18 protein-coding genes are annotated in these 23,081 nt (G+C 43.4%); 14 read left to right on the forward strand and 4 right to left on the reverse strand.

Features of this window, described 5'->3' with window-relative positions; translation table 11 throughout:
- The first annotated feature begins 14 nt into the window (after positions 1-14).
- Positions 15-800: an SMI1/KNR4 family protein gene (locus J4N37_RS23935; RefSeq protein ID WP_252042603.1), complete on the forward strand. Its 786-nt coding sequence runs from the start codon at positions 15-17 to the stop codon at positions 798-800.
- Between the two features lie 534 nt (positions 801-1,334).
- Here the strand turns inward: J4N37_RS23935 and J4N37_RS23940 are convergent.
- Positions 1,335-2,297 carry a transposase gene (locus J4N37_RS23940; RefSeq protein ID WP_252042604.1) on the reverse strand — a complete coding sequence of 321 codons (963 nt, stop codon included), beginning with the start codon at positions 2,295-2,297 and terminating at the stop codon, positions 1,335-1,337.
- Between the two features lie 236 nt (positions 2,298-2,533).
- Between J4N37_RS23940 and J4N37_RS23945 the strand changes: the two genes are divergently transcribed.
- The 4 genes from J4N37_RS23945 (at position 2,534) to J4N37_RS23960 (ending at position 4,733) form a co-directional block, all read left to right on the forward strand.
- A complete protein-coding gene (locus tag J4N37_RS23945) occupies positions 2,534-2,674 on the forward strand; it encodes a hypothetical protein (RefSeq protein WP_010453860.1) in 141 nt (46 codons plus the stop codon).
- A gap of 15 nt (positions 2,675-2,689) precedes the next feature.
- Positions 2,690-3,211 carry a DUF4303 domain-containing protein gene (locus J4N37_RS23950; protein ID WP_252042605.1) on the forward strand — a complete coding sequence of 174 codons (522 nt, stop codon included), beginning with the start codon at positions 2,690-2,692 and terminating at the stop codon, positions 3,209-3,211.
- A gap of 294 nt (positions 3,212-3,505) precedes the next feature.
- Positions 3,506-3,823, forward strand: coding sequence for a DUF7716 domain-containing protein (locus J4N37_RS23955; protein ID WP_045389149.1), 318 nt, complete (start codon positions 3,506-3,508; stop codon positions 3,821-3,823).
- A 457-nt stretch (positions 3,824-4,280) separates the two neighbouring features.
- Positions 4,281-4,733 (forward strand): SMI1/KNR4 family protein, encoded by a 453-nt coding sequence (locus J4N37_RS23960; RefSeq protein ID WP_252042606.1) that lies wholly within the window; start codon positions 4,281-4,283, stop codon positions 4,731-4,733.
- Positions 4,734-4,782: 49 nt separating this feature from the next.
- Here J4N37_RS23960 and J4N37_RS23965 read toward each other — a convergent pair whose 3' ends face one another.
- A complete protein-coding gene (locus J4N37_RS23965; protein ID WP_252042607.1) occupies positions 4,783-6,189 on the reverse strand; it encodes a DUF3131 domain-containing protein in 1,407 nt (468 codons plus the stop codon).
- Positions 6,190-6,436: 247 nt separating this feature from the next.
- Between J4N37_RS23965 and J4N37_RS23970 the strand changes: the two genes are divergently transcribed.
- From J4N37_RS23970 to J4N37_RS23980, 3 genes are all read left to right on the forward strand, one after another.
- Positions 6,437-7,012 carry a hypothetical protein gene (locus J4N37_RS23970; RefSeq protein ID WP_252042608.1) on the forward strand — a complete coding sequence of 192 codons (576 nt, stop codon included), beginning with the start codon at positions 6,437-6,439 and terminating at the stop codon, positions 7,010-7,012.
- A 128-nt stretch (positions 7,013-7,140) separates the two neighbouring features.
- Entirely contained in the window at positions 7,141-8,778 is a 1,638-nt protein-coding gene (locus tag J4N37_RS23975) for a type I secretion system permease/ATPase (protein WP_353505833.1), read from the forward strand.
- Between the two features lie 10 nt (positions 8,779-8,788).
- The gene (locus J4N37_RS23980) at positions 8,789-10,102 is read left to right on the forward strand and encodes an HlyD family type I secretion periplasmic adaptor subunit (protein WP_252042610.1); all 1,314 of its coding nucleotides are present in this window, start codon (positions 8,789-8,791) and stop codon (positions 10,100-10,102) included.
- A gap of 325 nt (positions 10,103-10,427) precedes the next feature.
- Here J4N37_RS23980 and J4N37_RS25175 read toward each other — a convergent pair whose 3' ends face one another.
- Together J4N37_RS25175 and J4N37_RS24000 are read right to left on the reverse strand one after the other, a co-directional pair.
- Positions 10,428-15,320: a beta strand repeat-containing protein gene (locus J4N37_RS25175; protein WP_286036627.1), complete on the reverse strand. Its 4,893-nt coding sequence runs from the start codon at positions 15,318-15,320 to the stop codon at positions 10,428-10,430.
- 143 nt (positions 15,321-15,463) lie between these two features.
- Positions 15,464-16,477: a hypothetical protein gene (locus J4N37_RS24000; protein ID WP_252042612.1), complete on the reverse strand. Its 1,014-nt coding sequence runs from the start codon at positions 16,475-16,477 to the stop codon at positions 15,464-15,466.
- Positions 16,478-16,666: 189 nt separating this feature from the next.
- On the opposite strand from J4N37_RS24000, the gene J4N37_RS24005 reads away from it, so the two are divergent.
- From J4N37_RS24005 to J4N37_RS24030, 6 genes are read left to right on the forward strand one after another with little or no spacing between them, the layout of a single operon-like run.
- A complete protein-coding gene (locus tag J4N37_RS24005) occupies positions 16,667-17,920 on the forward strand; it encodes a PP2C family protein-serine/threonine phosphatase (protein ID WP_045389130.1) in 1,254 nt (417 codons plus the stop codon).
- Entirely contained in the window at positions 17,872-18,204 is a 333-nt protein-coding gene (locus J4N37_RS24010) for an STAS domain-containing protein (RefSeq protein WP_045389127.1), read from the forward strand. Before J4N37_RS24005 ends, J4N37_RS24010 begins: the two co-directional genes overlap by 49 nt.
- A gap of 9 nt (positions 18,205-18,213) precedes the next feature.
- Positions 18,214-19,338, forward strand: coding sequence for a nucleotidyltransferase family protein (locus J4N37_RS24015; protein ID WP_045389124.1), 1,125 nt, complete (start codon positions 18,214-18,216; stop codon positions 19,336-19,338).
- Between the two features lie 17 nt (positions 19,339-19,355).
- Positions 19,356-19,850, forward strand: coding sequence for an ATP-binding protein (locus J4N37_RS24020; protein WP_045389121.1), 495 nt, complete (start codon positions 19,356-19,358; stop codon positions 19,848-19,850).
- A 47-nt stretch (positions 19,851-19,897) separates the two neighbouring features.
- A complete protein-coding gene (locus tag J4N37_RS24025) occupies positions 19,898-21,757 on the forward strand; it encodes a glycosyltransferase family 2 protein (protein WP_045389118.1) in 1,860 nt (619 codons plus the stop codon).
- Positions 21,747-23,069 carry a DUF3131 domain-containing protein gene (locus J4N37_RS24030; RefSeq protein ID WP_252042613.1) on the forward strand — a complete coding sequence of 441 codons (1,323 nt, stop codon included), beginning with the start codon at positions 21,747-21,749 and terminating at the stop codon, positions 23,067-23,069. The genes J4N37_RS24025 and J4N37_RS24030 overlap by 11 nt, the downstream gene beginning before the upstream one ends.
- Positions 23,070-23,081: the final 12 nt, after the last annotated feature.

Below are 23,081 nucleotides of genomic sequence, written 5' to 3' on the forward strand. Positions count from 1 at the left end.
ATAAAAGGATGAACATGAGCATTGTACATAAAGCAACCAGTAATGCGTCTTCTGAGTATACTGGTGTTATGTTTGGGGGAGCTTTCCCAGATTCGATGGGTAAGTTTCATAATCCAGCAGGAGATGAGTTGTTATTAGTCGCGTCTATTGATGGTGAAAAAATTAATGAAACTCTTTCTAAGGAGCTATTCCCTAAAGGGAGCGAAATTACAAGGTCAGGCACTACTAAAAAGGCCACATACTTATACAGCGCGAGGCTTTGCTTTGTCCTTATCGCTATAGGTAAGGGACAGCATCCATTATGGCGTCTGTCCCTTCAATTGATTATGAAAATAAAATTAGAGAATACGGGAAAACAAATAGCTCTTAGTGACCTTTTTGACTTGGAAAGAATAATAGGTTTTGAGCTCCCGGAACAATTTAGGAACTTGTATTTAAAGAGTAATGGTGGGGAACCTAACCCCGATCATTTTCCTGCTCATAAAGAATTTGATCCAATATGTATTTCCGCTTTTTTGTGTGTAAAATATCCATTTGGCACAGAAAGCAATGTGGAAGATACATATCAGAAAGGAGTGCAAAAAAACTACTTACCGAGTGATTTATTACCATTCGCTGTTGATTGGGGGGGTAATTATATTTGTATAAATAAAATGAATGAAATATTTTTTTATGCAGCAGATAGATGGTCTGAAGATTTAGATAATCACGAAAATATGAATAGAAATAAGAGATTTATTTGTCAGTCATTTGAAGACTTTACTAATTCATTGGTTGATGAAGATGAAGCATATGATTAGTGTTTTATTGACAATGGAGCATGGAGCATGGAGCATGGAGCATGGAGCATGGAGCATGGAGCATGGAGCATGGAGCATGGAGCATGGAGCATGGAGCATGGAGCAACAGGGGTAGGCGTTACTATAAAGGTCACATACTAATATGGTGCGAGGACTTGGTTAGCCCTTATCTCGATAGGTAAGTTGTTAAATCTAGGCATTAGTTAGTGACATTTGAATAGTAAAATAACAAAGACAGGCACTCCTGAAGAAACTTCATGCTAATACAGGGTAATGCTTTGGTTGCCCCTTGCGGTGAAAGACAAGTGGCCGGAAAACTAGCAAGGACAGGCACTGCTATAAAGGCCAAATGCTTATACAGCGTGAGGCCTTGGTATGCCCTTATCGCGATAGGTAAGTGACTAAATCTTGGCAGTAACGAGTGATATTTGAACGGATTTACGCTCTGACAATGAATAGTTGGAATTGCCAAGCGTCAATAAGTCGATAGTTTGTTGCTATTAGTGCGTGATGATAAAGGTGGGGGACGGGAAGCTAGCTATCCAATCGAAGTAAATGTATACGACGTTTGTTCAAGTTGAGCTTCGCTTGTTCTGCACTTTCTTGGCAGCCTACAGCTGTACTGCGGCGACGCTCTAACAGAGTGCATGCCTCCAGCCAGTTTCGCTGGCTGATATTCAGACGTTGTAATATCGGTGGAATATGTATTCCCATACTGGCTTTGTTGTCTCGGTATTGACGCGCTGTCCAATCAACGAGTTCGATATAGTCCATCAGACGGAATGGAATACCGTCGATGGCTTCATTGGAGGGATTGCCGATAAATGGATGAAGACAAGGCGCCGTCGGCTGCTGGTGTTTCAGAGCCTCTAACCTTGCCTGAATCGAGGTATAGTCAGAGGCTTCTGGTGTGTCTGCAATACCTGCTCTAAGGGGATTTAAATCGACGTACGCCATCGCTGCCGCAAGGGCCTGTTCGTCTAGCAGAGCCTGGCTTTTAAAGCGACTTTCCCAGAAATGGCCTTTGCAGTCGTCTTCTTTGTTTGCCTGACAAGCGATGTCAAAGTTGAGCTCTTTCATAAACCAGCTTAGGTTCCATAGCCGTTCTCGCCAAGACTCTATAATCGTCATACACGCATCGATTTCTGCTTGGCTAGTGAGTTGCCCTGACAGCCACCGAGTGACCAAAGTAGGTAATTTATGCTCTTGCTTCCAACGTGCAATGACATCGGAGTTTGATAGATCCAGGGCTTTCTCTCGGTTGATATGTACCACAAGATGATAGTGGTTACTCATGATGGCATAAGCGCAAACATCGATGCAGTAGACTTGTGAAAGGGCGTACATTTTTTGCTTTATCCACTCACGGCGATGTTCATAGTTTCGTTGCGTGGTTGGATCTTCACCGCATAGGAAGCTTCGCCTCACACAACGAGAAACACAGTGATAATAAGGCGTTGTCTCTACACAAATCTGTTGGCTTCTCGCGGTGGCCATCTCATACCCTTATGGTGAATTACCGATTCAGGTTAAGAAACAGTCTAATAGGTCGCAATCTGTTACGAGCCAACCTCTGACTGAGGTATCAACAACCCACACTTATTTCATTCTTTGTGGTGTCTGTCCCTTTAATTCGCCTTTAATTCGCACTTCAATTCTTGTGAGAAAAATATGATATTGATCCCGTAACTGATGTTTCCGCATTAATGTGGGCTGAGAATAAGGGACATTCGGTGGCCAATGCTGAGCTCGTAGCCGATAAGCTTGAAGCGTCGCATAAAAAAATAAACAGTAAAGGGTTAGCAACTCTAGAAGCAGCAAAAGAAATGAGATCAGCTCTTCAGAAAATAGGACTTGAAGTTTTTGGTAGTTAACTTTGTGAGGTATATATGAACTGGGATAATTTTGAAGAAAAGTGTTTTAAAGCAACTGTAGAAGTATTGAATAAACTTATATCTGAGCACAAGAATGAAAAAATTTATGCTTTTGCTTTGTATACTGATAGTAGTGCTATGACTGTCTCTGTGAGTGCTAACTCAGAAGAAAGGTTAAATTTGATACTTGATGAAGACAGTGACAAAAGTAAAGAAAATCAGAACTATTATAAGTGGGCAACTTCTGAATGGGCTTATGAGTCATATGACGATTACTTGTACTGTGAACTATGTAAAGAATTAAGGCATTCATCAGATAGAGAAAATTTCTTTAATTTTAGAAATAGCCTTATTACTTCAATGACAAATGTTCTAGTAAGAGTGAGGAAGGAAATGCTTAACGATGCACTTGCTTCTATTACCTTGTTTGTATCAGTAACTGATGATGATGATTCTGAGGACATCGAAAATGAGTCATCCGAAAAGATAAATGAAATAGCAATACATGAAAACTTCTTAAATAGATATGACAGTTAAGAACAATAAAGATAATAAGGACAGACACCACTTTAAAGGCTACATGCTAATACAGCGCGTCGTCTTGGTTGCTCCTTGTTGCGATAGACAAGTGGTTAAATCTAGGCAGTAGTCAGTGACGTTTGAATGGATTTACTCTCTGACAATGAACAGCAGGAATTGCCAAGCGCAGAGTTGATACCAAGAGCTCAACATAAGGATCCTAGAATGCTACAACATAGTTTACACCCAAATCAGCAGGGTGGCTTTAAAAAACTAAGTAGTAAGTGCTGATAACATTGAACGAGGTAATATATGGAGCTTATTTCTATTGGAGATGTTTTGTCTTCTCCAGATAATAATCCTGAATGGTTTTGTTTACCTTCAGATAGAGGCAGTTGGACGTTAGATACAAAAGGGATATTCACTTTAGATTCACGCGATTTTGATCCAGAATCTAATGATTACTTGCCAGAGCAGGTTAAAAGCGAAGGATGGATTGAAGTATTGGATGGAGGCACAATTGAAGAAATTGTAGACAATGCGAAAATACAGCTAAACTCCCCATTGTTAAGTGATTTGTTTAGAGCATTTGTTTTCTACTATGAAAATGATGCTTTCATTACTTTCTAAAAAATAACAAGGGCAGGTACTACTATAAAGACCACATGCTAATAAAGCGTGAGAACTTTGTTGACCTTTGTCGCCATAAACAAGAGGTCAATCCTAGGTAATAACCAGAGGTATTTGAATGGATTTACGCTCTGACAATGAACAGCAGGAACTACCAAACGCTAACAAGTTGATGCTTTGTTTAGATTAGTGCGTGATGATAAAGATGGGTGACGGGAAGTTAGCTATCCAGTCGAAATAAATGGATGCGACGTTTGTTAAAATTCAACTTAGCCTGTTATTTCATCTATTGTGATTCCTTTTCCCTTCAATTCGTTGTAAAGCTCTACACGGGCTCATAGAAGTTGGAAATAGAAGTTGGAAATAGTTTCCTAAAAAATGCTTGACTAGAGCGTCAATGTAATAGATTTAGAAAGAACTACTGGAGAAGTAGAATCTTAGTTTTTATGAGGTAATAATGAAAACAATTGCTGAGTTAATAGAATATTTAAATGACAATTCTGATGATGAGGTTTTTTGGCTAGGAGAGGCTAGTGATGGACAAATTGAAATCTTAGAGTTGGAGTTGGGGGCGATACTTCCCGAATCATTAAAGAACTTTTTCCGCTTAGTCGGTGGGGGAGGTACTGTAGAAGAAGAGATATCCGGAATTATCGCTGATAATGCACTAGTAGAATCTCATGGTAGCATACTGTTTGATACATTTTATTGTAGACGTGAGTTTGGATTACCTGATTATTTAATAGTTATATATTTAAGGGAAGATGAAGTTTGCTGGTGTCTTAACTTATTGCCCGATGGATTTGGTAAGATCGTTAGTTATGACCTGTTCAAGCAGAAAGTTGATAGAGTAATGTATGATTCTTTTGAAAAGTTCTTAGAAGAATATGTTGAACTTAGAACGGCGTAGAGAATGAATGTAAGCAGCATATATAACGGGTAATCAACAACGAGTACCTTTAACCTTTCGCTAGTGGTTTACCGCCTCGAGACTTATACCAAAGTGCTACCAAAATCATCGAATTGGTATTGATGTTGAAGGCAGTATTGCTGCCATCATTTTCGTACTTCCCTGTAGGAATGCTGCGAGAGTGCAAACTGTTTTCCAGAACTTCATCGTATAGACGTCGACTAAAGTTATCGTGAAATATTACACTGAATCCAAAAGCAACTTTGTTGCTAAACACTTGCGGATTTTCAATGATTTTTCCAGAGGGGCTAACGCTGGTCCATGGCTTTCCGTAGTAATAGAGGTTGTTATAAGCAAACCATGGGTTTTTGTTCATCGCATCTTCAGCGTAGGCAGAGATGATACCTTGTTCCTTCCATTTTACCATGTGCACTTGGTAGATGGATTCAATTTTGTTCCAAGCTTGGTGTTGACCATACTCAATGCTCGCTAAAACAAAAGGGTCGCTTGTAAAGAACGGCACATTCCGGACATCAATGGGCAGTGTTGTTCCTTCAATTTCTACCTGTTTCAGGTAATCAGTTAAGTTTGGAAGAGAAACGTCGTAATCAAACCATATGAATCCCTGTGCCGCGTATTGAAGATACCCGTTCCTGCCTTCTTGTCGGTAATACTCTTTGCCACTGGTGTAGTTAACCCCATATAGAGTGCCATTGTTCACTGCGCGCTCGAGTTTCCACTTTTGGGAAATTGCCGTAACACGATCTTGGAATTCAGGGTGCTGAATTTGAAGTATGTTTAACCAAATAAGCAGACGCCCTATATCTAGGGCTGACCAGCCATTCCCATTACGCTTACTATCGCTATTTCGGCCTGATGGCATTGCAGTTTTGGTGCTGTATTCTCTATTTGGCAATTCGTCATTGTATAGTGGTAAACGATATAGTGTATCTAGAGTGAGGTTGAGTTGGTTCCTTGTTGACTCTGAGCTAACAATGCCCAGAGCTTCTAGCGAAAGCGTTGCAGCGATGCCACTAGCAATGTCCCACATAGTGGTGTGTGAATATCCTTGTACCGAATCCCAAAGGCCTGTTTCTTTGCGATAGTTTCGCTTGAAGTAATAATGTGCCTTCTTGGCCAACAGTAGGTCATTTCTTGAAAGCGGTATTTCCGTATTTATTTTTTTGTCCTCAGACTTTTCGTTGAGTACTTGTTGTTCATTTTCGCTTGTCTGAGTTAGTGTTTCTGAGTTGATTATGGGAGCAATAACTCGTCGATGAAAGTGTTGTGTTGTGGTTTGTGGTTTCGCCTCTGAAGATACGACGTTTCTCTGGCCGTAAAAACTCACATCTTCGGCAGCCGCAACATTGAGAGCGCCTGCAGTGGCCAGTATGAATGCGGGTAGTAAGTAGGAAGATTTCAGAAAACTGATGGTTAGCAATGCAACTTTACTCATAATGTCTGTTAACTTAATGATAATACAAGAATTACAATCTGCTTGATTTGTTGTTATTAAGAGAGCGGAATTACGTTGCCATCACACTTAATCGCAAGTCGCCAAGAGACAGCGATTAAGATAATGAAGTTTTGATTAAAAATTAACCTGTTTAATTGTCGTTTATAGGGATTGGCTGTTAAACTCAACGCATAACAACGGACATTACTGGCTAGATGGACTTAGATTTAGACAGGAAAATATTGTTATGAGTGAAACGCCTCCTTATCATGAACCTTTTGAACACAAATCTCGCTATCAATTGGAAGACCTCGCAAGAAAGCGTATTCAAAATTACGTCGCTTCTACGGTTTTAAAGCGTCGTTCTTTCGGCAAAATTCAGGAATCAAAAGCGATCGTTGCTTTTTCATTTGGTGATAGTGCTGAAGTGAATAAAGATCTCGCGGAGCTTATTTCTTCTGAAGTTTCGGGCGTTGATATTCCGCTGTATTTGCAACAAGAGATTGCGTCTCATATGCCAGAAAGTGAGCACATTGCCATCGAAAACCAATCCTATCAAACAACGAAAGACGTTGCGGCAGTTGTTCTAAAGAATATTGGGGAACAATCGGTTACTGTCGTGGCGCAAGCTTTTCACGCGCAGCGTTGTATTGATACCTGCAATGAGATTGGGCTTGATGTTGTCGCTTTGCGCGTTGTAAACCGTTTCCCGTCGAATGATCCACAGCCTTGGGTGAGAAGCGAAGTTAACTGGATTATTAAAGAAAGTCACCGCGATACTTATACAGGGTATGAGATCAGTGACAAATATAAATTGTCTTAACACGTCAACTAACTCTTTACCTTGCAAAACCTTGTCTATACTCAATTTATAATAATATGCAACATGGTTGGTAGGGTATGGATCATAATCCGTTTAATGCTGTTCGCAGAGAATGTTGGGCCGCATTGATGTTCAGTTTGGGGATAAACTTTTTGGTGCTCGCTGTGCCCGTGTACAGCTTGCAATTGTTTGACCGAGTTATGATGAGTGCAAGTGTTGAAACGATGTTAGCCTTACTTGGCATCACTTTGTTTCTTGTCACTTCTCAAGGACTCTTAGAATATGTGCGGACGCTTTTATTACAGAGATCTGCTTTAAAGCTGGACACTCAGCTAAGTGGCACGCTTTTGTCTTCCAGTATTGTGCGGTCTTCTCAAAAAAACCGAATCGAAAAGCAGCCAATTTTGGACCTAACTGTTTTACGAAATTTTTTGGTCTCTCCATCGACCTCTTCGATACTCGACGTTCCGTTTACTCCTTTATTTCTTGCTTTGTTGTTTTTCCTACATCCTTATATCGGGTATTTGGCCCTTGCCGGTGTCGGAGTTTTTGCCTGTCTGACGTTACTCATGATGATCAGTGGGCGAAAGACGAGTTGTAAAGCCCAGGACTCTACAGCGAAGGTAAGTATGGAACTAAATGATTTCCTTCGTAATGCTCCAACGCTGAAAGCAATGGGAATGAGTGAAAGTATTGGACAAGTATGGCAACAAAAAAACAGAGAAGTGTTGGGCTTGCAATGGTTGGTTAATGCACGAGTTGGTTTGTTGGTTTCAATTAGCCGTTATTTTAGGACGATTCTACAAATATCGGTGTTGACTATTGGTGTATATCTCGCATTGCAACAGCAAATAGGGTTAGGGGCGGTAATAGCGAGTTCAATTATTATTGGTCGAGTTTTGAGCCCTTATGAAAGTGCCGTAAGTGGCTGGAAAACATGGTATGGCGCATATAAAGCGTGGGGGAGATTAAAGCGATACGGTGCAGTATGTAAAGAGCAGGACCGAACTCTACTTCCTGAACCTAAAGGCGATATTGAGTTTAAGAACGTGAGTTTAAAGTTTGAAGGTGCTGCTGCGCCAGTGTTGCAAAACATCAATTTTAAGCTGGGCGCAGGGAATGCGTTAGCGATCATGGGTAACTCCGGTTCTGGCAAATCGACATTAGTGGGCTTGTTGATGGGAATTCACCAAGCTTCTATGGGAGAGGTGAAGATCGATGGTGCGACTGTCGAAAAATGGAACCAGCAGCAATTTGGGCAATACATTGGCTACTTACCTCAGCACGTTGGACTATTAGCGGGAACGGTAAAGCAAAATATTGCGCGGTTTGCTAAAGCGAAAGATGAAGCTGTTGTTGCTGCGGCAAAACTTGCTTGTATTCATGAGTTGATCATGGCGCTTCCAAACGGATACGACACCTATATTGGAGAGGGGGGAGCGCTATTGAGTGGAGGACAAAAACAGAGAATTGGCCTTGCCAGAGCGATATACACGAACCCGAAAGTGTTGGTACTAGACGAGCCAAATTCTAACTTAGATCCAGAAGGTGAAACGGCTTTAGCGATTGTTTTACAGCACTGCAAAGAGCAACAAATTACTGTTGTGATGATTTCTCATCGTCCAGGGTTTCTGCGTCAAATGGATTGGGTTATCAAACTAAAAGAAGGGTGTGTAGAGCAAGCTGGGACATGCGAGCAATTTCTTGGTCTAAACACTGATAAGCGAGCTAATGTCACTCGACAAGAACAACCAATCGCCGGGTGAGGAAGCAATAATGGATAGAACTTTTAGTACAAAGAATTTAGTTGTCGTTGGCTCTCTCATCATGTTGGTAACTGTAGGCGGTTTTCTTACATGGTCCATGACTATGTCGCTGAGTGCGGCTTCTGTTGCCCACGGTAATCTAGTTGTAGAAAGTAAGCGCAAGCAAATACAGCATATTCAAGGTGGCTGGGTAAAAGAGGTCTTCGTTAAAGATGGCCAGAAAGTCAAAGTCGGGCAGTTATTGGTTGAGCTATCGGATGTAAAATCAGAGTCAGAATACAAACGATATCAATATAGGAACTATTCCCTACTTGCCCAACAAGCAAGGCTTAATTCCTTGATAAACAGTAAACGTGAGCTTGATGTTCCGGAGGTTTTCCACACGAAAAATGTCGAGGTGATGACCATTACACCAATCATTGAGAGTGAGAAGATACACTTCCAGCAAGGAATCTTAAGATTTCAGCTTATGAACTCGTTATACGAGCAAAAGCTATCTTTATTCCAAGAAAAAATACAGGGTAGCCAGTTCCAGAAGAGAGCAATTACCTCCCAAAGAGATTTGGTTAAGCAGGAAATCGACATGACGAAGGGGCTAGTTGCAAAGGGGTATGTTTCGAAAACTCGCATGTTAGAGCTTCAAAGGCATCATGCTCGAATTGAAGCGGAACTGGCAGAAATTAACCTAACAATAGAAGTAGCGAAGCGCGAGTTACAAAGCGTTCATGAGGCATTCAAAAACCAAACATTAGAACTTCAGCGCGAGTATGCGTTGCAGCTAAAAGCGGTCGAAGATGAGATTCGAGACGTTGGCCAGATCCTAAAAACGCTGGAGGATGTGCGCTCTCGTATTCAAATTAGAAGCGAGTTTAATGGTCATGTTGTCGGTTTGAATATCTCTAGTGTGGGAGGCGTTGTAAAGCCAGGACAGGTCTTGATGGAAATTGTTCCCGACAGTGACGATTTGATCGTCGAAGCTTTGGTTCCTCCAAAAGATATTGATATTGTTCGAAGCGGCCAATCGGCAAGGGTAAGGCTTACAGCGTATAGCGTGAGAGAAGTTCCTCCTGTCACAGGGGAGGTGATGAACGTTTCTGCAGACAGGATTTATAACAACAAGGGGACCGCAAAAGAGACACAGGGCTATTTAGTCAAAATCCGCTTGGACAAAAAAGCGCTTGAGCATTTACGAAGTGAGCAAGGGGTGGAGTTGTACCCTGGAATGCTTACCGAGGTACTCATTCTCGTTGAGCAAAGAACTGTGTGGGATTATCTCGTAAATCCTTTGATGTCCGGTATTAACCGCTCGATGAGGGAAATCTGATGGATGAACCTATGGTGTTTTGGCTCGGTTTTTATCTCTTCTTTTTGTGTTTGAGTACTTTCGTTGGCTACTTAAAAAACAATGTCATCGCTGGAGTTTTGTTAGGATACGTATTAGGGCCGATAGGCTTTCTGCTTTTGCTTTTAAGTCAAGATAGAAAGCATGGTCGGTGCCCATATTGCCAGAGGAAGGTCAATGTCCAAGCATACTTTTGTCCGCATTGTGAGAACAAATGCTACAAACAACTCATACTTAAGTGACACTAGGGGGAGGCTTAGTTAAGCCCGCTATGTTGAGATAGCGGGCTTTTGGGTTTTAAATGTGGTTATACTTCAGAGGTATCTGGGAACTGAATATTATCACTATCTAAATCACTCCAAATAACGACTTCTTGTCCAGCATCATTCTCGAATCGGTAGCCATATAGTGAGCCAGTATCGATGTTACTTGCTTGGTAGATACTTGCGAGTGAGTCACTCATCTCAATATGGCTCTCGGTTAGCTGCCAGCCCCAACCAGACAAATCGATGCCACTTGCACCGGTACAAACAAACTGTCCGGATGTTTCACCTGCCGTCGCGTTTGCAGCAACTTTATCCAATGCGATAGAGAGCTCTGTATCAGATGAGTTGATTTGGATACCTTCTAACTCCTGGAATGCGTTGTGCGTCATATCAATCATTTGGCTCTCATTGTCTTGATTGACGAGCAGTACATCAAAATCTGAGCCACCGCTAAAGTGTACGATGTTGCTTTCTCCTGTGGCCAGTTCAGTGGCATCAAAGACCAATTGATCGTTGCCTGCTCCTCCATAGAGTTGGTCCACTCCTGTACCACCATCAAGAATGTCGTTCCCTGTCTGCCCATAAAGTACATCATCGCCAGCATCGCCTGATAGTGTGTCGTTTCCAACCCCACCATCCAACGTATCAGCAGCATCGTTTCCACTTAATTGGTCATTACCTTCACCACCAGAAACATAGTCGTCGCCTGAGCCGCCTGATAGCTTATCGTCACCCTCTGCACCGTATAACATATCGTTGCCTCCACCAGCCGAGATTGTGTCATTGCCTAGTTCACCATGCAGAGTGTCGTTACCACCTCCGCCAATGAGTGTGTCGTTTCCGGTCCCCCCCCAAAGAGAATCTGCACCTGAATCACCTTTCAAGGTGTCATTACCTGCATCACCAAAGAGTGTGTCGTTACCAGAACCGCCAGAGAGGGTATCTTCGCCTTCACCACCAGATACTGTGTCATGGTCGCTTTGTCCCCATAGTGCATCATTACCACTGCCACCCTCCAAGGTATCATCTCCAGAGCCTGCGTATAGCTTGTCATCACCTTCACCGCCGAATAGAGCGTCGGCATTGCCGCCTGCCGAAAGTGTGTCGTTGCCATCGCCTCCATAGAGTTTATCTGATCCTTCACCAGTGGTTAGTTGATCGTTACCTTCTCCACCATGGACAGTGTTGTGGCCGTTATCAATGGTAATTTTATCGTCACCGACACCACCGTCCACGGTGTTGCTACCGCCTTCGGCAGTGATCGTATCGTTACCGGCGCCGCCTTCAATTTCGTTGTAGCCATTTCCGGTGACTTGAATCAGATCGTCTCCATCTCCACCGAGTATCTGGTTGTTGTCACCAGACACTCTGATGATATCGGCGTTGTCCCCTCCATCTACTGTATTGTTGCCAACGCCCGATACAGTGATTGAGTCTGAACCAGCTCCACCAGAAATAACGTTGCTAGCGCCAGAAAGATTGAAAACATCATCACCATCACCACCATCAGCAGTGTTATTGTCTGAAGCATCTTCTATGTAGTCATCACCCATACCACCAAGCAGTGTGTCGCTGCCTATGCCGCCGAGTAGGGTATCATTACCTTCTTCGCCTGAGAGGGTGTTGTCACCTTGCTCGCCTAGGAGCTTATCGTCTCCAGTACCACCGTACAGCTTATCGTTTCCTGAACCAGCATAAAGTTCATCATTGCCTTGATCGCCGTGTAAGGTATCGCTGCCGCTTCCACCAAATAGCAGGTCTCTCTCTGATCCCCCAGAAAGCACATCGTCACCTTCGCCAGCGTCAATTAGATCTTCACCTTCGCCACCTGATAGGTCATCGTTGCCAGATGCGCCATACAAAGTATCGTTTCCTAACCCACCTGCTGCGATATCTGCTCCAGAACCGCCATATAGAATGTCTGTACCTTCCCCAAGAGAGACGGTGTTTATCCCGGCTTCGCCATAAACGATGTCATTTCCTTTGCCTGCATCGATGTTGTCTTGGCCGTCACCTGCAAATAGCTGGTCCGCACCTTCTCCACCAGTGATTGTGTCATCGTCTGCGCCGCCATAGAGTGTGTCACTGACGTCACTGCCAATAATCGTGTCATTACCTTCACCGCCAAAAATGTTATGGCTTCCGCTTTCGGCAGCGATAAGAGTGTCATCACCTTTTTCGCCAAGGAGCGTATCTTGTCCATCGTCTCGCATTGTGTCATTACCGGCACCGCCAGCAAGAAAGTCATAGCCTTCACCGCCGATCAGTTCATCATCGCCGGCTCCACCAAATAAGGCATCGTTACCAATGCCACCTTCGATTGTGTCATCGCCGGCACCTGCATCAATATGGTCGTCGCCAGTGCCCGCTTGAATTTGGTCGTCGCCACCGCCAGAATAAATTTGGTCGTTGCCGTCACCTGTTTTGATTATGTCTGTATCGGTGCCGCCGTAGACAGTATCGTTGCCAAGGCCAGTATTGATCGTGTTGGAGCCAGATTCGCCATAAACAGTATCTGCACCGTCACCGGTATTAATGGTATCGGTACCTGAACCAGCGAAAACGGTATCATCTCCTTTACCAGATTCAATCACATCGTCCCCAGCTCCCCCCGCGAGTAGGTCATTTTGATCGGAGCTGGTAATAGTGTCGTTGCCATCGTCACCATAAATTTCGCTGCGACCAGTGCCGCCATCGAGGAGATCATCACCTTGGCCCCCAACAATCACGTCATCACCTTCACCGCCAGAGATAACATCGTTACCCGCGTCACCAATGAGCGTGTCGTTACCAAGACCACCAGTGATAATATCGTTACCAGAACCACCAAAGGCTACATCATGCCCTTCGCCTGCGGTGATTTGATCGTTTCCGTCATTACCCTCTAGGATGTCGTCACCAGAATCACCTGATAGAATGTCATCGTTGGTACCGCCGTAAAGTTTGTCGCTTTCAACAGACCCGATCAATGTATCTGAACCGCTACCACCGTATAGCTCGCTGGCATTTAACCCCGCAATCAGCGTATCGTTACCAGCTTCTCCGAACAGCTGGTTGTTACCTGACTCACCGTATACAGTATCGTCGCCAGCGCCTGAAAATACTTTGTCATTACCTTCGCCTGCAAGCACTTCGTCATCGCCGCCACCGGCAAAAGCTACATCGTGTCCTGAGCCTAATTCGAGCTTGTCTTCTCCGTCTCCGGAGTAAACTTCATCATGATCGGCTCCTGAATTGACGGTGTTATCGCCATCGCCCGCGTAGATTTTGTCGTGACCAGACCCGGAAGTTATCGTATCACTGCCAGAACCGGAAAATAGGAGGTCGTCACCATCACCTGATTCAATGTTGTTTACACCATCACCCGCGTAGACAGCGTCATGTCCGGTACCGGTAATTATTGTGTCATTGCCCGAATCTGTATAAACGGTATCATCGCCCGAGCCTGTATCAATGATGTTGTTTCCTGATTCGCCGTATACAGTGTCGACACCGTCACCTGTGTTGATGACATCATCTCCAGAACCTGCAAACACTTGATCATTACCAGCCCCTGTTTTAATAACATCGGCGCCTTCATTTGAGTGGATTAAATCGTCACCTTGATCGCCTTCAATCGTATCGTCGCCAAGGCCTCCATAGATTTCATCGTTGCCTAAACCGCCGCGTAGTATGTCATCTCCTGAGTCACCGTAGAGAGAGTCGTCCCCGTCGTTACCAGATAACTCGTCATTGCCAAGCTCGCCTACGAGGATGTCATTACCTTCATCTCCGGTAACGGTATCATCGCCTTCACCACCAAGAAGTAGGTCGTTATCTTGTCCGCCTGATATGGTATCTGCGCCAAGCCCGCCGAGGACAAAATCGTCGCCTTCAGCTGCAACCACCACGTCATCTCCCTCTTCGCCGTGGATCTCGTCATTACCTATATCGCCTTTAATATGATCGCCGCCTTTACCTCCAAACAGCATGTCATCCCCATCGTTACCATGAAGTACGTCTGTTCCATCGTCACCAATAAGCGTATCGTTACCGTCACCTCCGGAAAGGGTGTCGTCGCCAAGTTCACCCATGACTAAGTCGTCGCCTTCACCACCGTCGAGGGTATCGTCTCCGTCGGAGCCGAGTAGGGTATCGGTTCCCTCGTCTCCATAGAGCGTATCTTCACCATTCCCCCCAACGAGCACATCGTTATCTAAGCCTCCGTGCAACGTGTCATCGTTAATATCACCATCAAGAAAGTCGTTACCTTCTCCGCCATAAATGGTGTCATCCCCTTGCTGTCCTTTTAGGATGTCGTCACCTGAGCCACCATCAATGGTATCGTCATAAATGTTTTTGACTTTCACATCCATGTCATTGATTTCAGAGATTGGATTTTTGTTCTCGTCGAGTACCGTTATGGTGACCTCTCCGTTCTCGCCTAAAACCTCTTTAGCTAATTCGATGTCAACACTTACAGTCTGATCGTCATTTACTTTTGCCGTCTGTTCTCCAGCAACGTTACCGTCGACATCAGTAATTTGAATTGTTACCTCTTCATGTTGCTCTAATCCACCTACGCTTGTAGAGGTACTGACCGTATCGTTGACAACGAAGTCGTTTAGTTTGACGGAATGAGTCCCTTGTTCGGGAGCGGGTTCACCTGCATTATCGGAGTTATCCACGGTGAGGACGGTATGCTCTTTGCCCCATGAGTCGTCGGTTTCCCTTGTGTCATTTGTCGGCTGTTCTGCGTTTTCCTGAGGTTGATATTCCACATCACCTAGAACAATATCGTTACCATCACCGGCATTAACCGTATCGCTTCCTTCTCCGGCGGCTACAAAATCGTCACCTTCTTTCGTTTCTATTTCATCATTACCCGAGCGGCTGTTGATTGCATCATCTTCAGATGTTCCGATGATAACGTCGTCGTGCTTAGTTCCTTCCATGAGATATCTCCTAGCCAAAGTAGTACGAACTTGATGACACTAAGCAGTTATGGTGCCAGTTTCATATTGTTGTTTGCACTATTAAGGGTAGACAGGGCGAAGAAATGTGCCAATTTGTTTGAAAAATGGCGTTAAATCAGAGGCTAAAAAGTGAAACTATACGCTAGCGTAATCGCACCATCTTTGAACCTTCCCGTGTTTTCACCACGTTGAGATGAGCGCCAACGATTCCCAGAATAATTGTTATATTGCAAAGTGATGGTACCAGGACGCCAATCAAAATAACCAAAACCATAGGTGAAATCGGGGTTCCAGGGCTGCTGTTGGGATTTGTCAAAATAGTAAAATGCGGTTCCATTTACGTACCAGTTTCCCCAAATGGCGTATTTGCAACCCAGACTCATTGTTTGTTGATTGCGCTTGTAACTAATTGATTCAAGATCAAAGTATTCCGGAGTAAGGTTGTAGTCTATTTGGCAGCCGATTGAACCGTCATCGGTAAAGGTGAACCACTCTTTAAATGGGGAGGTGACAGGAAACTTCCAGCCAAGTGCCCATGTCCCTTGAGAAAACTCTGTCCTACGCCGTCCTGGTTCAGGATTAAATCGGTTACCGCCATAGTTGGAATAAATGAGACTAAGTGTGTATGGTCGCCAGTCGCTATAGCCAAAAACATAAGTAAAATCAGGGTTCCAATCTTGCTTTTGCTCTTTATCCCAATAGTAGTAGAAGGTCCCAGAAACAAACCAAGCACCTGCAATGGCGTACTTCAAAGAGAGCGTCGTCGTTGTGTTGTGATTTGCAGCACCTTGATTACTACCTGAAGGGATGTTGGCCGATTCCGTTTCGGCTAGCGGGTGGTTGTAACCGATGTTGCCACTGAAACCATCAAGAAAAGTACGTGACTCCCATTCTTGATATGGGAATGCAAAAGAGCTTGAAACACCCTTCCAAATTTCTTCAACTTCATCGCCAGTCGTAGATGATGAAACGGCCTTTTTTTCAACGGTATGCGTGTTCGAGAGTGTTGAGTGAGTAGATGTTTGAGTTGCCTTTGGTGCCGTGTTTGCAAGATAGCGGTCCGCCAATGCAATAGGGCATGTTGTCAGCGACAGAAGAACTGCCGTGTGCTTTGTGGCTTTTGTTAGAACTAACAATAACCTTCTGGGCATCGTATTGTCACCTTTTTACTTTTCTATAAGATAAAGAAAACTATAAGAAATTATTTGCATTGCTACTGATTGAGTCTAACCTAAAGTTAAGGGACCTGTGAACTGCATACAAAAATAAAAAAGCGTGAGCAGAAACGCTTTACAACAGAAGTAGAAACAAGAGTTGGGCTAGGGATGAAAGATATTTTATTGGTTGATGACAATCGAACCATCCTTGTGTATTTGAGTTCTGTACTCAAAAAGCGAGGCTACGACGTTTTTACCGCAAACAGCGGCGCAGAGGCTTTATCTCTCCTAGAGCAACATTCTTCTATCCAATTCGTGTTAAGCGATTGGATCATGCCTGAAATGGATGGGTTAGATTTATGTCGACAGCTTAAATCTACCCAGTATCAACGTTACATCTTTTTCGTTTTGCTCTCTTCTCAAGGTGATCAAGCCTCAATTATTAACGGAATCGACGCTGGGGCAGATGATTTCGTAGACAAGAAAACTCCAGTAGATGAGCTCGATGCTCGAATCCGGGCAGGGTTTCGCACTTTGGCATTTCACAACGAGCTTATCGAAAAGAATGAACAGCTTGATCGAGCGTATGAGACCATTAAAAGAGATCTAGAATCTGCTGGCGATCTAATCCAGCATATTCTGCCCAAGAAAACTTCTTTTTCTTGTGTCGAACTTAGTTACATCTCCATTCCGAGTGCGCAAATAGGGGGGGATATGCTTGGGTACATGCAATTAGATAGGGAGCATGTCGCTTTCTATTTACTTGATGTGGCAGGGCATGGCGTATCTTCTGCTCTGATGTCTTTTTCCGTTCAAACTAGCCTGTCTGTTCTCAATGGCAGCTCTTCGATTGTCGTTAAAAAAGATGGCAGTCGAACGGTCATTTGTTCACCAGAGGAGGTCGTCTCTAAACTGAATGAAATGTATATGAGTTCCGACGCAAATGTGCTGTATTTCACCATGATTTACGCAGTGCTCAATACGTCAACTGGGCTCATGTCATTTTGCTGTGCAGGTCATCCTCCACTTGTGTGGTACCACGGTTCGCGCGGAGAAGCAGAGCTGATTGGACACGACAATTTTGTCGTTGGCGCATTCGATGATGTGGAATACCAATCCTCAATAATTCAACTTGAGGAAAACGATAAAGTTTGGTTTTACTCAGACGGTATAACAGAAGCGGATAATGGCGTGGTTCAGTTCTCAGAAGATGGATTAAGAGAAACAATCGAAACACTAAATCAGCATCCAACACAACAGCAAACAGAAATACTCGTCAATATGGTTCGGAATTGGAAACAATCGGATTGTTTCGACGATGATGTCAGTGTCTTAGTTGCTGAATGGAAAGGTTCTTTAAAAGGAGAAGAGAAATGCGATATGAAGTTAGTCAACAAGGCGACAGCACAATTCTTCAAATAACAGAAGAGCGCTTTGATGCCAAACTGGCACCAGAGTTTAGGGTTCAAATTGAGACTATTCAGTCTTCTTTATCGAGCAAATTAGTTCTGGATTTAGGTCAAGTTAAATTCATGGATAGCAGTGGTTTAGGTGCGGTAATGGGAGTGTACAAACTACTGCGTGATAAACAGATCTGTGTTGCAAATGCTCAGAAGCCAGTACTCGATTTGTTTAAGCTAACTAGGATGGATCGTCTTATTAAAACCTATTCAAGTGTTGATGCGGCCATAAAAGAAGCTGTTTAAGGAGGTGTTATGAAAGGGATGATTCTTGCTGCAGGTAAAGGAACTCGCGTTCGCCCCATTACACAATCTATTCCTAAACCCATGATTCCAATATTGGGAAAACCAGTGATGGAATCTATGATTGAACTTTTTGCTCAGCATAATATTAATAAAATTGTTATTAATACTAGCCACTTAGCTGAAGTTATCGAGGGGTATTTTGGTGATGGTCATCACTTCAATGTCCAACTGTCATATTCCTATGAAGGCGAACTAATTGAAGGTGAGTTTCAGAGTAAAGCGTTGGGCTCTGCTGGTGGAATGCAAAAGATTCAACAGTTTTCAGGCTTCTTTGATGAAACCTTTGTCGTTGTATGTGGCGATGCTTGGGTGGACCTAGACCTTTCAGAAGCCGTTCGCCAACACAAAAAGAAAGGTGGTATTGCTACGATTATCACCAAAGAAGTAATTCCTGATGAAGTTGAAAAATATGGCGTCGTAGTAACAGATGAGCTGGGCTCTGTGACGAGTTTTCAGGAGAAACCTTCAAAAGAGGACGCGCTTTCTAACCAGATAAACACCGGCATTTACATATTTGAGCCAGCAATTTTCGACTACATTCCTAAAGAGGGCGAGTTTGATATTGGTAGTGAACTGTTTCCAAAGTTAGTTGAAGAACATGTGCCGTTTTATGCCGTTGACATGAAGTTCCAATGGCTGGATGTGGGGAATATCAAAGATATTTGGAGCGTCACACGTGACATCTTGGATGGTAAAGTGCCGGGCTACCGTGTTCCGGGTACCCAGGTTAGAGCTGGTATATGGCTTGGAATCAACACCGTTATTGACCTCGACAACTGCAATATAGAGCCTCCAGTTGTTATTGGAAGCGGTTGTAAAATTGAGCAAGGGGTTAGCTTTAAAGGTCCAGTTTTAATCGGTGCAAACTGTCAATTGGATACGGGAAGCAAGATCGAAGAATCATTAATATTCGACAACATACACGTTCATCAAGGCGAAACGGTACGAGAACAAACGATTTTTGGTAATTATTGTATAGGTCATGATGGGCGAGCTAATGAGGAAATTAGCTGGAGTAACTTACGCTCTCAATGCACGCAAAAGCGTGTTACCGATATGATAAATGGTATGTAAGCCTTAGGAGGTGAAGAATGTCTTCTATAGGCATAACACCGTTTAACAGAGTTTACTTGAGTTCATTAGATGCTTCGAGACATGCGGCAGATGCACTGGTGTTGTACTGGTCTGAAATAGGAATAAATAGGGATGTCCAAGGGCAGCTTGAACTGTGTGTTGTTGAAATGGTTAACAATGCTTTTCTTCATGCCTATCAAGGTATCGAAGGGAGGCCAATAACGGTTCAGTGCAAAATGTTAGAGTCTGAGTCAGCTTCTATATTGACCCTAGTCATTGAGGATGAAGGGCAAGCAATGACGCAACGACAGCTTATCCAAGCGCTGACAAGTGACTTTGTAGAGCCAGATCCAGAAGATGAGTCGACATGGACAACATCAGGTCGAGGATTCATCATCGTTTCCAATTTAATGGACGAAGTCACAATGGATATCGAACCTGAAAAAAACCGATTTCTCATGCAAAAAAAACTCAAACCAGAAGAAATTAATAATACAACAGTGTCACAGTGAGTAGCCTTTTCGCTGTGTTTGGCTAGTAAAAACGGGGTAGCTAAGGAATGGATAATTACTTTCGTCAATTCGAGAACAGAGTTCCACCAGAGCCTGTTCCACACAGCATTCCACGGGAACTATTATATCAATACCTAGCAACATGTAACTTAACTCTCGGCATTTGGTATCTCGGGTGGCGTTGGATGTATGCACTTAACTATGATGCTTTATGGTTTTCACTACCTCTCGCTTTTGCGGAGTCCTGTGCTTATATCGGTTCGCTATTGTTCACCTTTAACTTATGGAAAGTAAAAGATGAGCCGCAGCAGTCACCGCCATTTAAGATTGCCGAGTGCGTAAGTGATACCGATGAAGATCGCCCTATCAGTGTTGATGTCTTTTTTCCAAGTTACGATGAAGAACCTGAACTAGTAAAGCTCAGTATTCTTGATGCTCAGAAAATACGGTATCCGCACCCTGTCGATATCAAAATTTTCATATTGGATGATGGTAAACGGCCAGAAATGCAGGCAATGGCCGAAGATATGGGGGTGGGGTACATAACTCGTGAAGGAAACATAGGTTTTAAGGCGGGCAACTTACGCAATGCAATGGAGAGAACCAGCGGAGATTTTGTTGTAATTTGTGATGCAGATACGCGTCCATTTCCTTCTATTTTAGAAAATACGTTAGGCTACTTTCGTGATCCTTCGGTTGCGTGGGTGCAGACTCCACAATGGTTCTTTGACTTGCCAGAAGGTGAGAGATTGCCAGACTTATTAGAACGAAAGCTGGGTAAATGGTCTAAAGGTCTTGGGAGGGCGGTTGAGCGTGTATATGGGCCAGTTACATTTGGCGATGACCCTTTTGTGAATGATCCGCAAATGTTTTATGACGTAATTCAACGTCGAAGAAACTGGGTGAATGCTTCTTTTTGTTGTGGAGCGGGTTCAATTCACCGTCGTGAAGCGGTCATGGAAGCAGCACTCAGAGCATACGCTGAGCAAATCACTAAAGAGCAAGATCTGGTAGAAAAGCAAATTCGACGTTTAACTAAAGAAAAACAAGTTGATGCGTCTGTTTCTGAGAATCTCAGGAACGAGATTCTTTTTGACACCGAATTTACACCATATAAATTTCACGTTTCTGAGGACCTTTATACATCTATTGTGCTTCACTCTGATAGAGAAAGAAATTGGCGGTCAGTGATGCATCCGAAGGTAGAAAGCAAAATGCTATCTCCTCAGGATTTGCAGACGTGGACAGTGCAACGTTTCAAGTATTCCGGTGGCTCGATCGATATATTTATGAATGACAACCCTATATTTAGAAAAGGCCTCACATTCAAACAGAAGCTTATGTATGGTGCGAGTTTCTGGTCTAATTTATCAGCCATCTGGAACATCATTTTTTTAGCGTGTCCCATTGTTTATTTTTTAACGTCTATTGCTCCTGTAAGTGCATATGATGTTACTTTCTATCTGCACTTTTTGCCGTATGTTCTGACGGCAGAGATTGCCATGATGCTTGGTACATGGGGTGTGGCCGGATATAAAGGCAAAACAAACTTTCTCTCTTTTTTCCCTGTAAATCTAAGAGCGCTCTGGACCGTTTTAAGAGGTCAGAAAATCAGTTTTCCTACAACCCCAAAAGAACGCCAGACTGGTAGTTTTTTCAAACTTGTTATCCCACAAATCACAGTGTTTGGACTTAGTTTATTTGCACTTCTATTTGCATGGATAGGGTATTCAACAGGGAGCTGGGGGAGCTATTCCTTTGGAGGGCTGGTACTTAATACGTTTTGGATAATCAATAATATGATGGCGATGTGGGGCATGATTGCAGCCGCTTTTTGGACACCGCCAGCAGAGAGTAATGATCAAGAACAAGCAACAAATTCAGAGGAATTGAAATATGGAGTTTAAGAAATCACTCATTAATGCTCGCCATCATATTGTGTTTATTCTCGGTTTAATTACGGCGTTGTTGATTGCATTTAGTATTGAAACTCGTGAAACGGGACAAGTTTTTGGGAATATTACCTTTGATGCTCCCGAAGACATTCCGTTCAAACCTCAGAGGATCCTAACAGAAGAAGAATACGAATGGGCAAATGTTGCTTGGCAGTATTTTGATAACAACTATCAGGAAAACACAGGGTTAGTTAACTCCGTGGATGGATATCCCTCTACGACTATGTGGGATACCGCGTCCTATTTATTGGGTCTTATCGCTGCTGAAAAATTAAACATTGTTACGGATGATGTATTCAATCTGAGAATGGACAAAGCGTTAACCACTTTGGCTCGGTTACCACTAGTCGATGGGCAACTTCCTAACAAAGCCTATAACACTCAAACATTGCAGATGGTTGATTATGCTAACAACCCTAAAGATAACGGTATTGGTTGGTCTGCAATCGATATTGGTAGGGTCCTAGTGCCTTTGAACATCATGATTTGGCAGTATCCCCAGTTCAATAAGCAAGTTAACGACGTGCTAAATCACTGGAAAGTTAGTGCGATGATCAAAGATGGTTACTTGTTTGGCGCGAGGCCTACAAACAACGATGGATTGATGGAGTTGGTGCAAGAGGGACGCATTGGATACGAGGAATATGCGTCTAAATCTTTGGCTTTGATGGGGCGCGACGTCTTTAACTCAATGAAATACATAGATTACTTGGAATTAATTGATGTGTACGGGATAGAAATTCCAACAGATAAGCGTGACCCTGCAGAGTATCACGCGCACAACTATGTCGTGAGTGAGTCCTACATTCTCGATGGCTTAGAGTTCGGTGCGGATAGCGTGTCTAAGGTGTTTGCTCACCGAGTTTATGAAGCTCAGGAGCGACGTTACGAAGATACGGGGATCTTAACGGCTGTGAGCGAAGATAATGTCGATGAGGCGCCTTATTTTGTTTATAACACCGTCTTTTCTGATGGTAAAAAATGGAACGCAATTTCTGACGATGGTAAAGATCAATCCCATTTGAAAACGCTGTCTACCAAAGCTGCATTTGGTTGGTATGCGTTGTACGAATCTGAGTACACGGATTTATTGATCGCGGAGGCATCTCAATTGTATTCGGATGATAAAGGTTGGTACTCAGGACGCTACGAGTCTGATGGACGTGTGAACAAAGCCATTACTGCAAATACAAACGGCATTGTGCTTGAGTCCTTAGCTTATATTGAAAATGGACCATTGCTCAAAGTAGGCGAGAAAAAATAACTAGAATAAGGA

It is taken from the genome of Vibrio sp. SCSIO 43153 (genome assembly GCF_023716625.1).
Taxonomy (GTDB): domain Bacteria; phylum Pseudomonadota; class Gammaproteobacteria; order Enterobacterales; family Vibrionaceae; genus Vibrio; species Vibrio rotiferianus.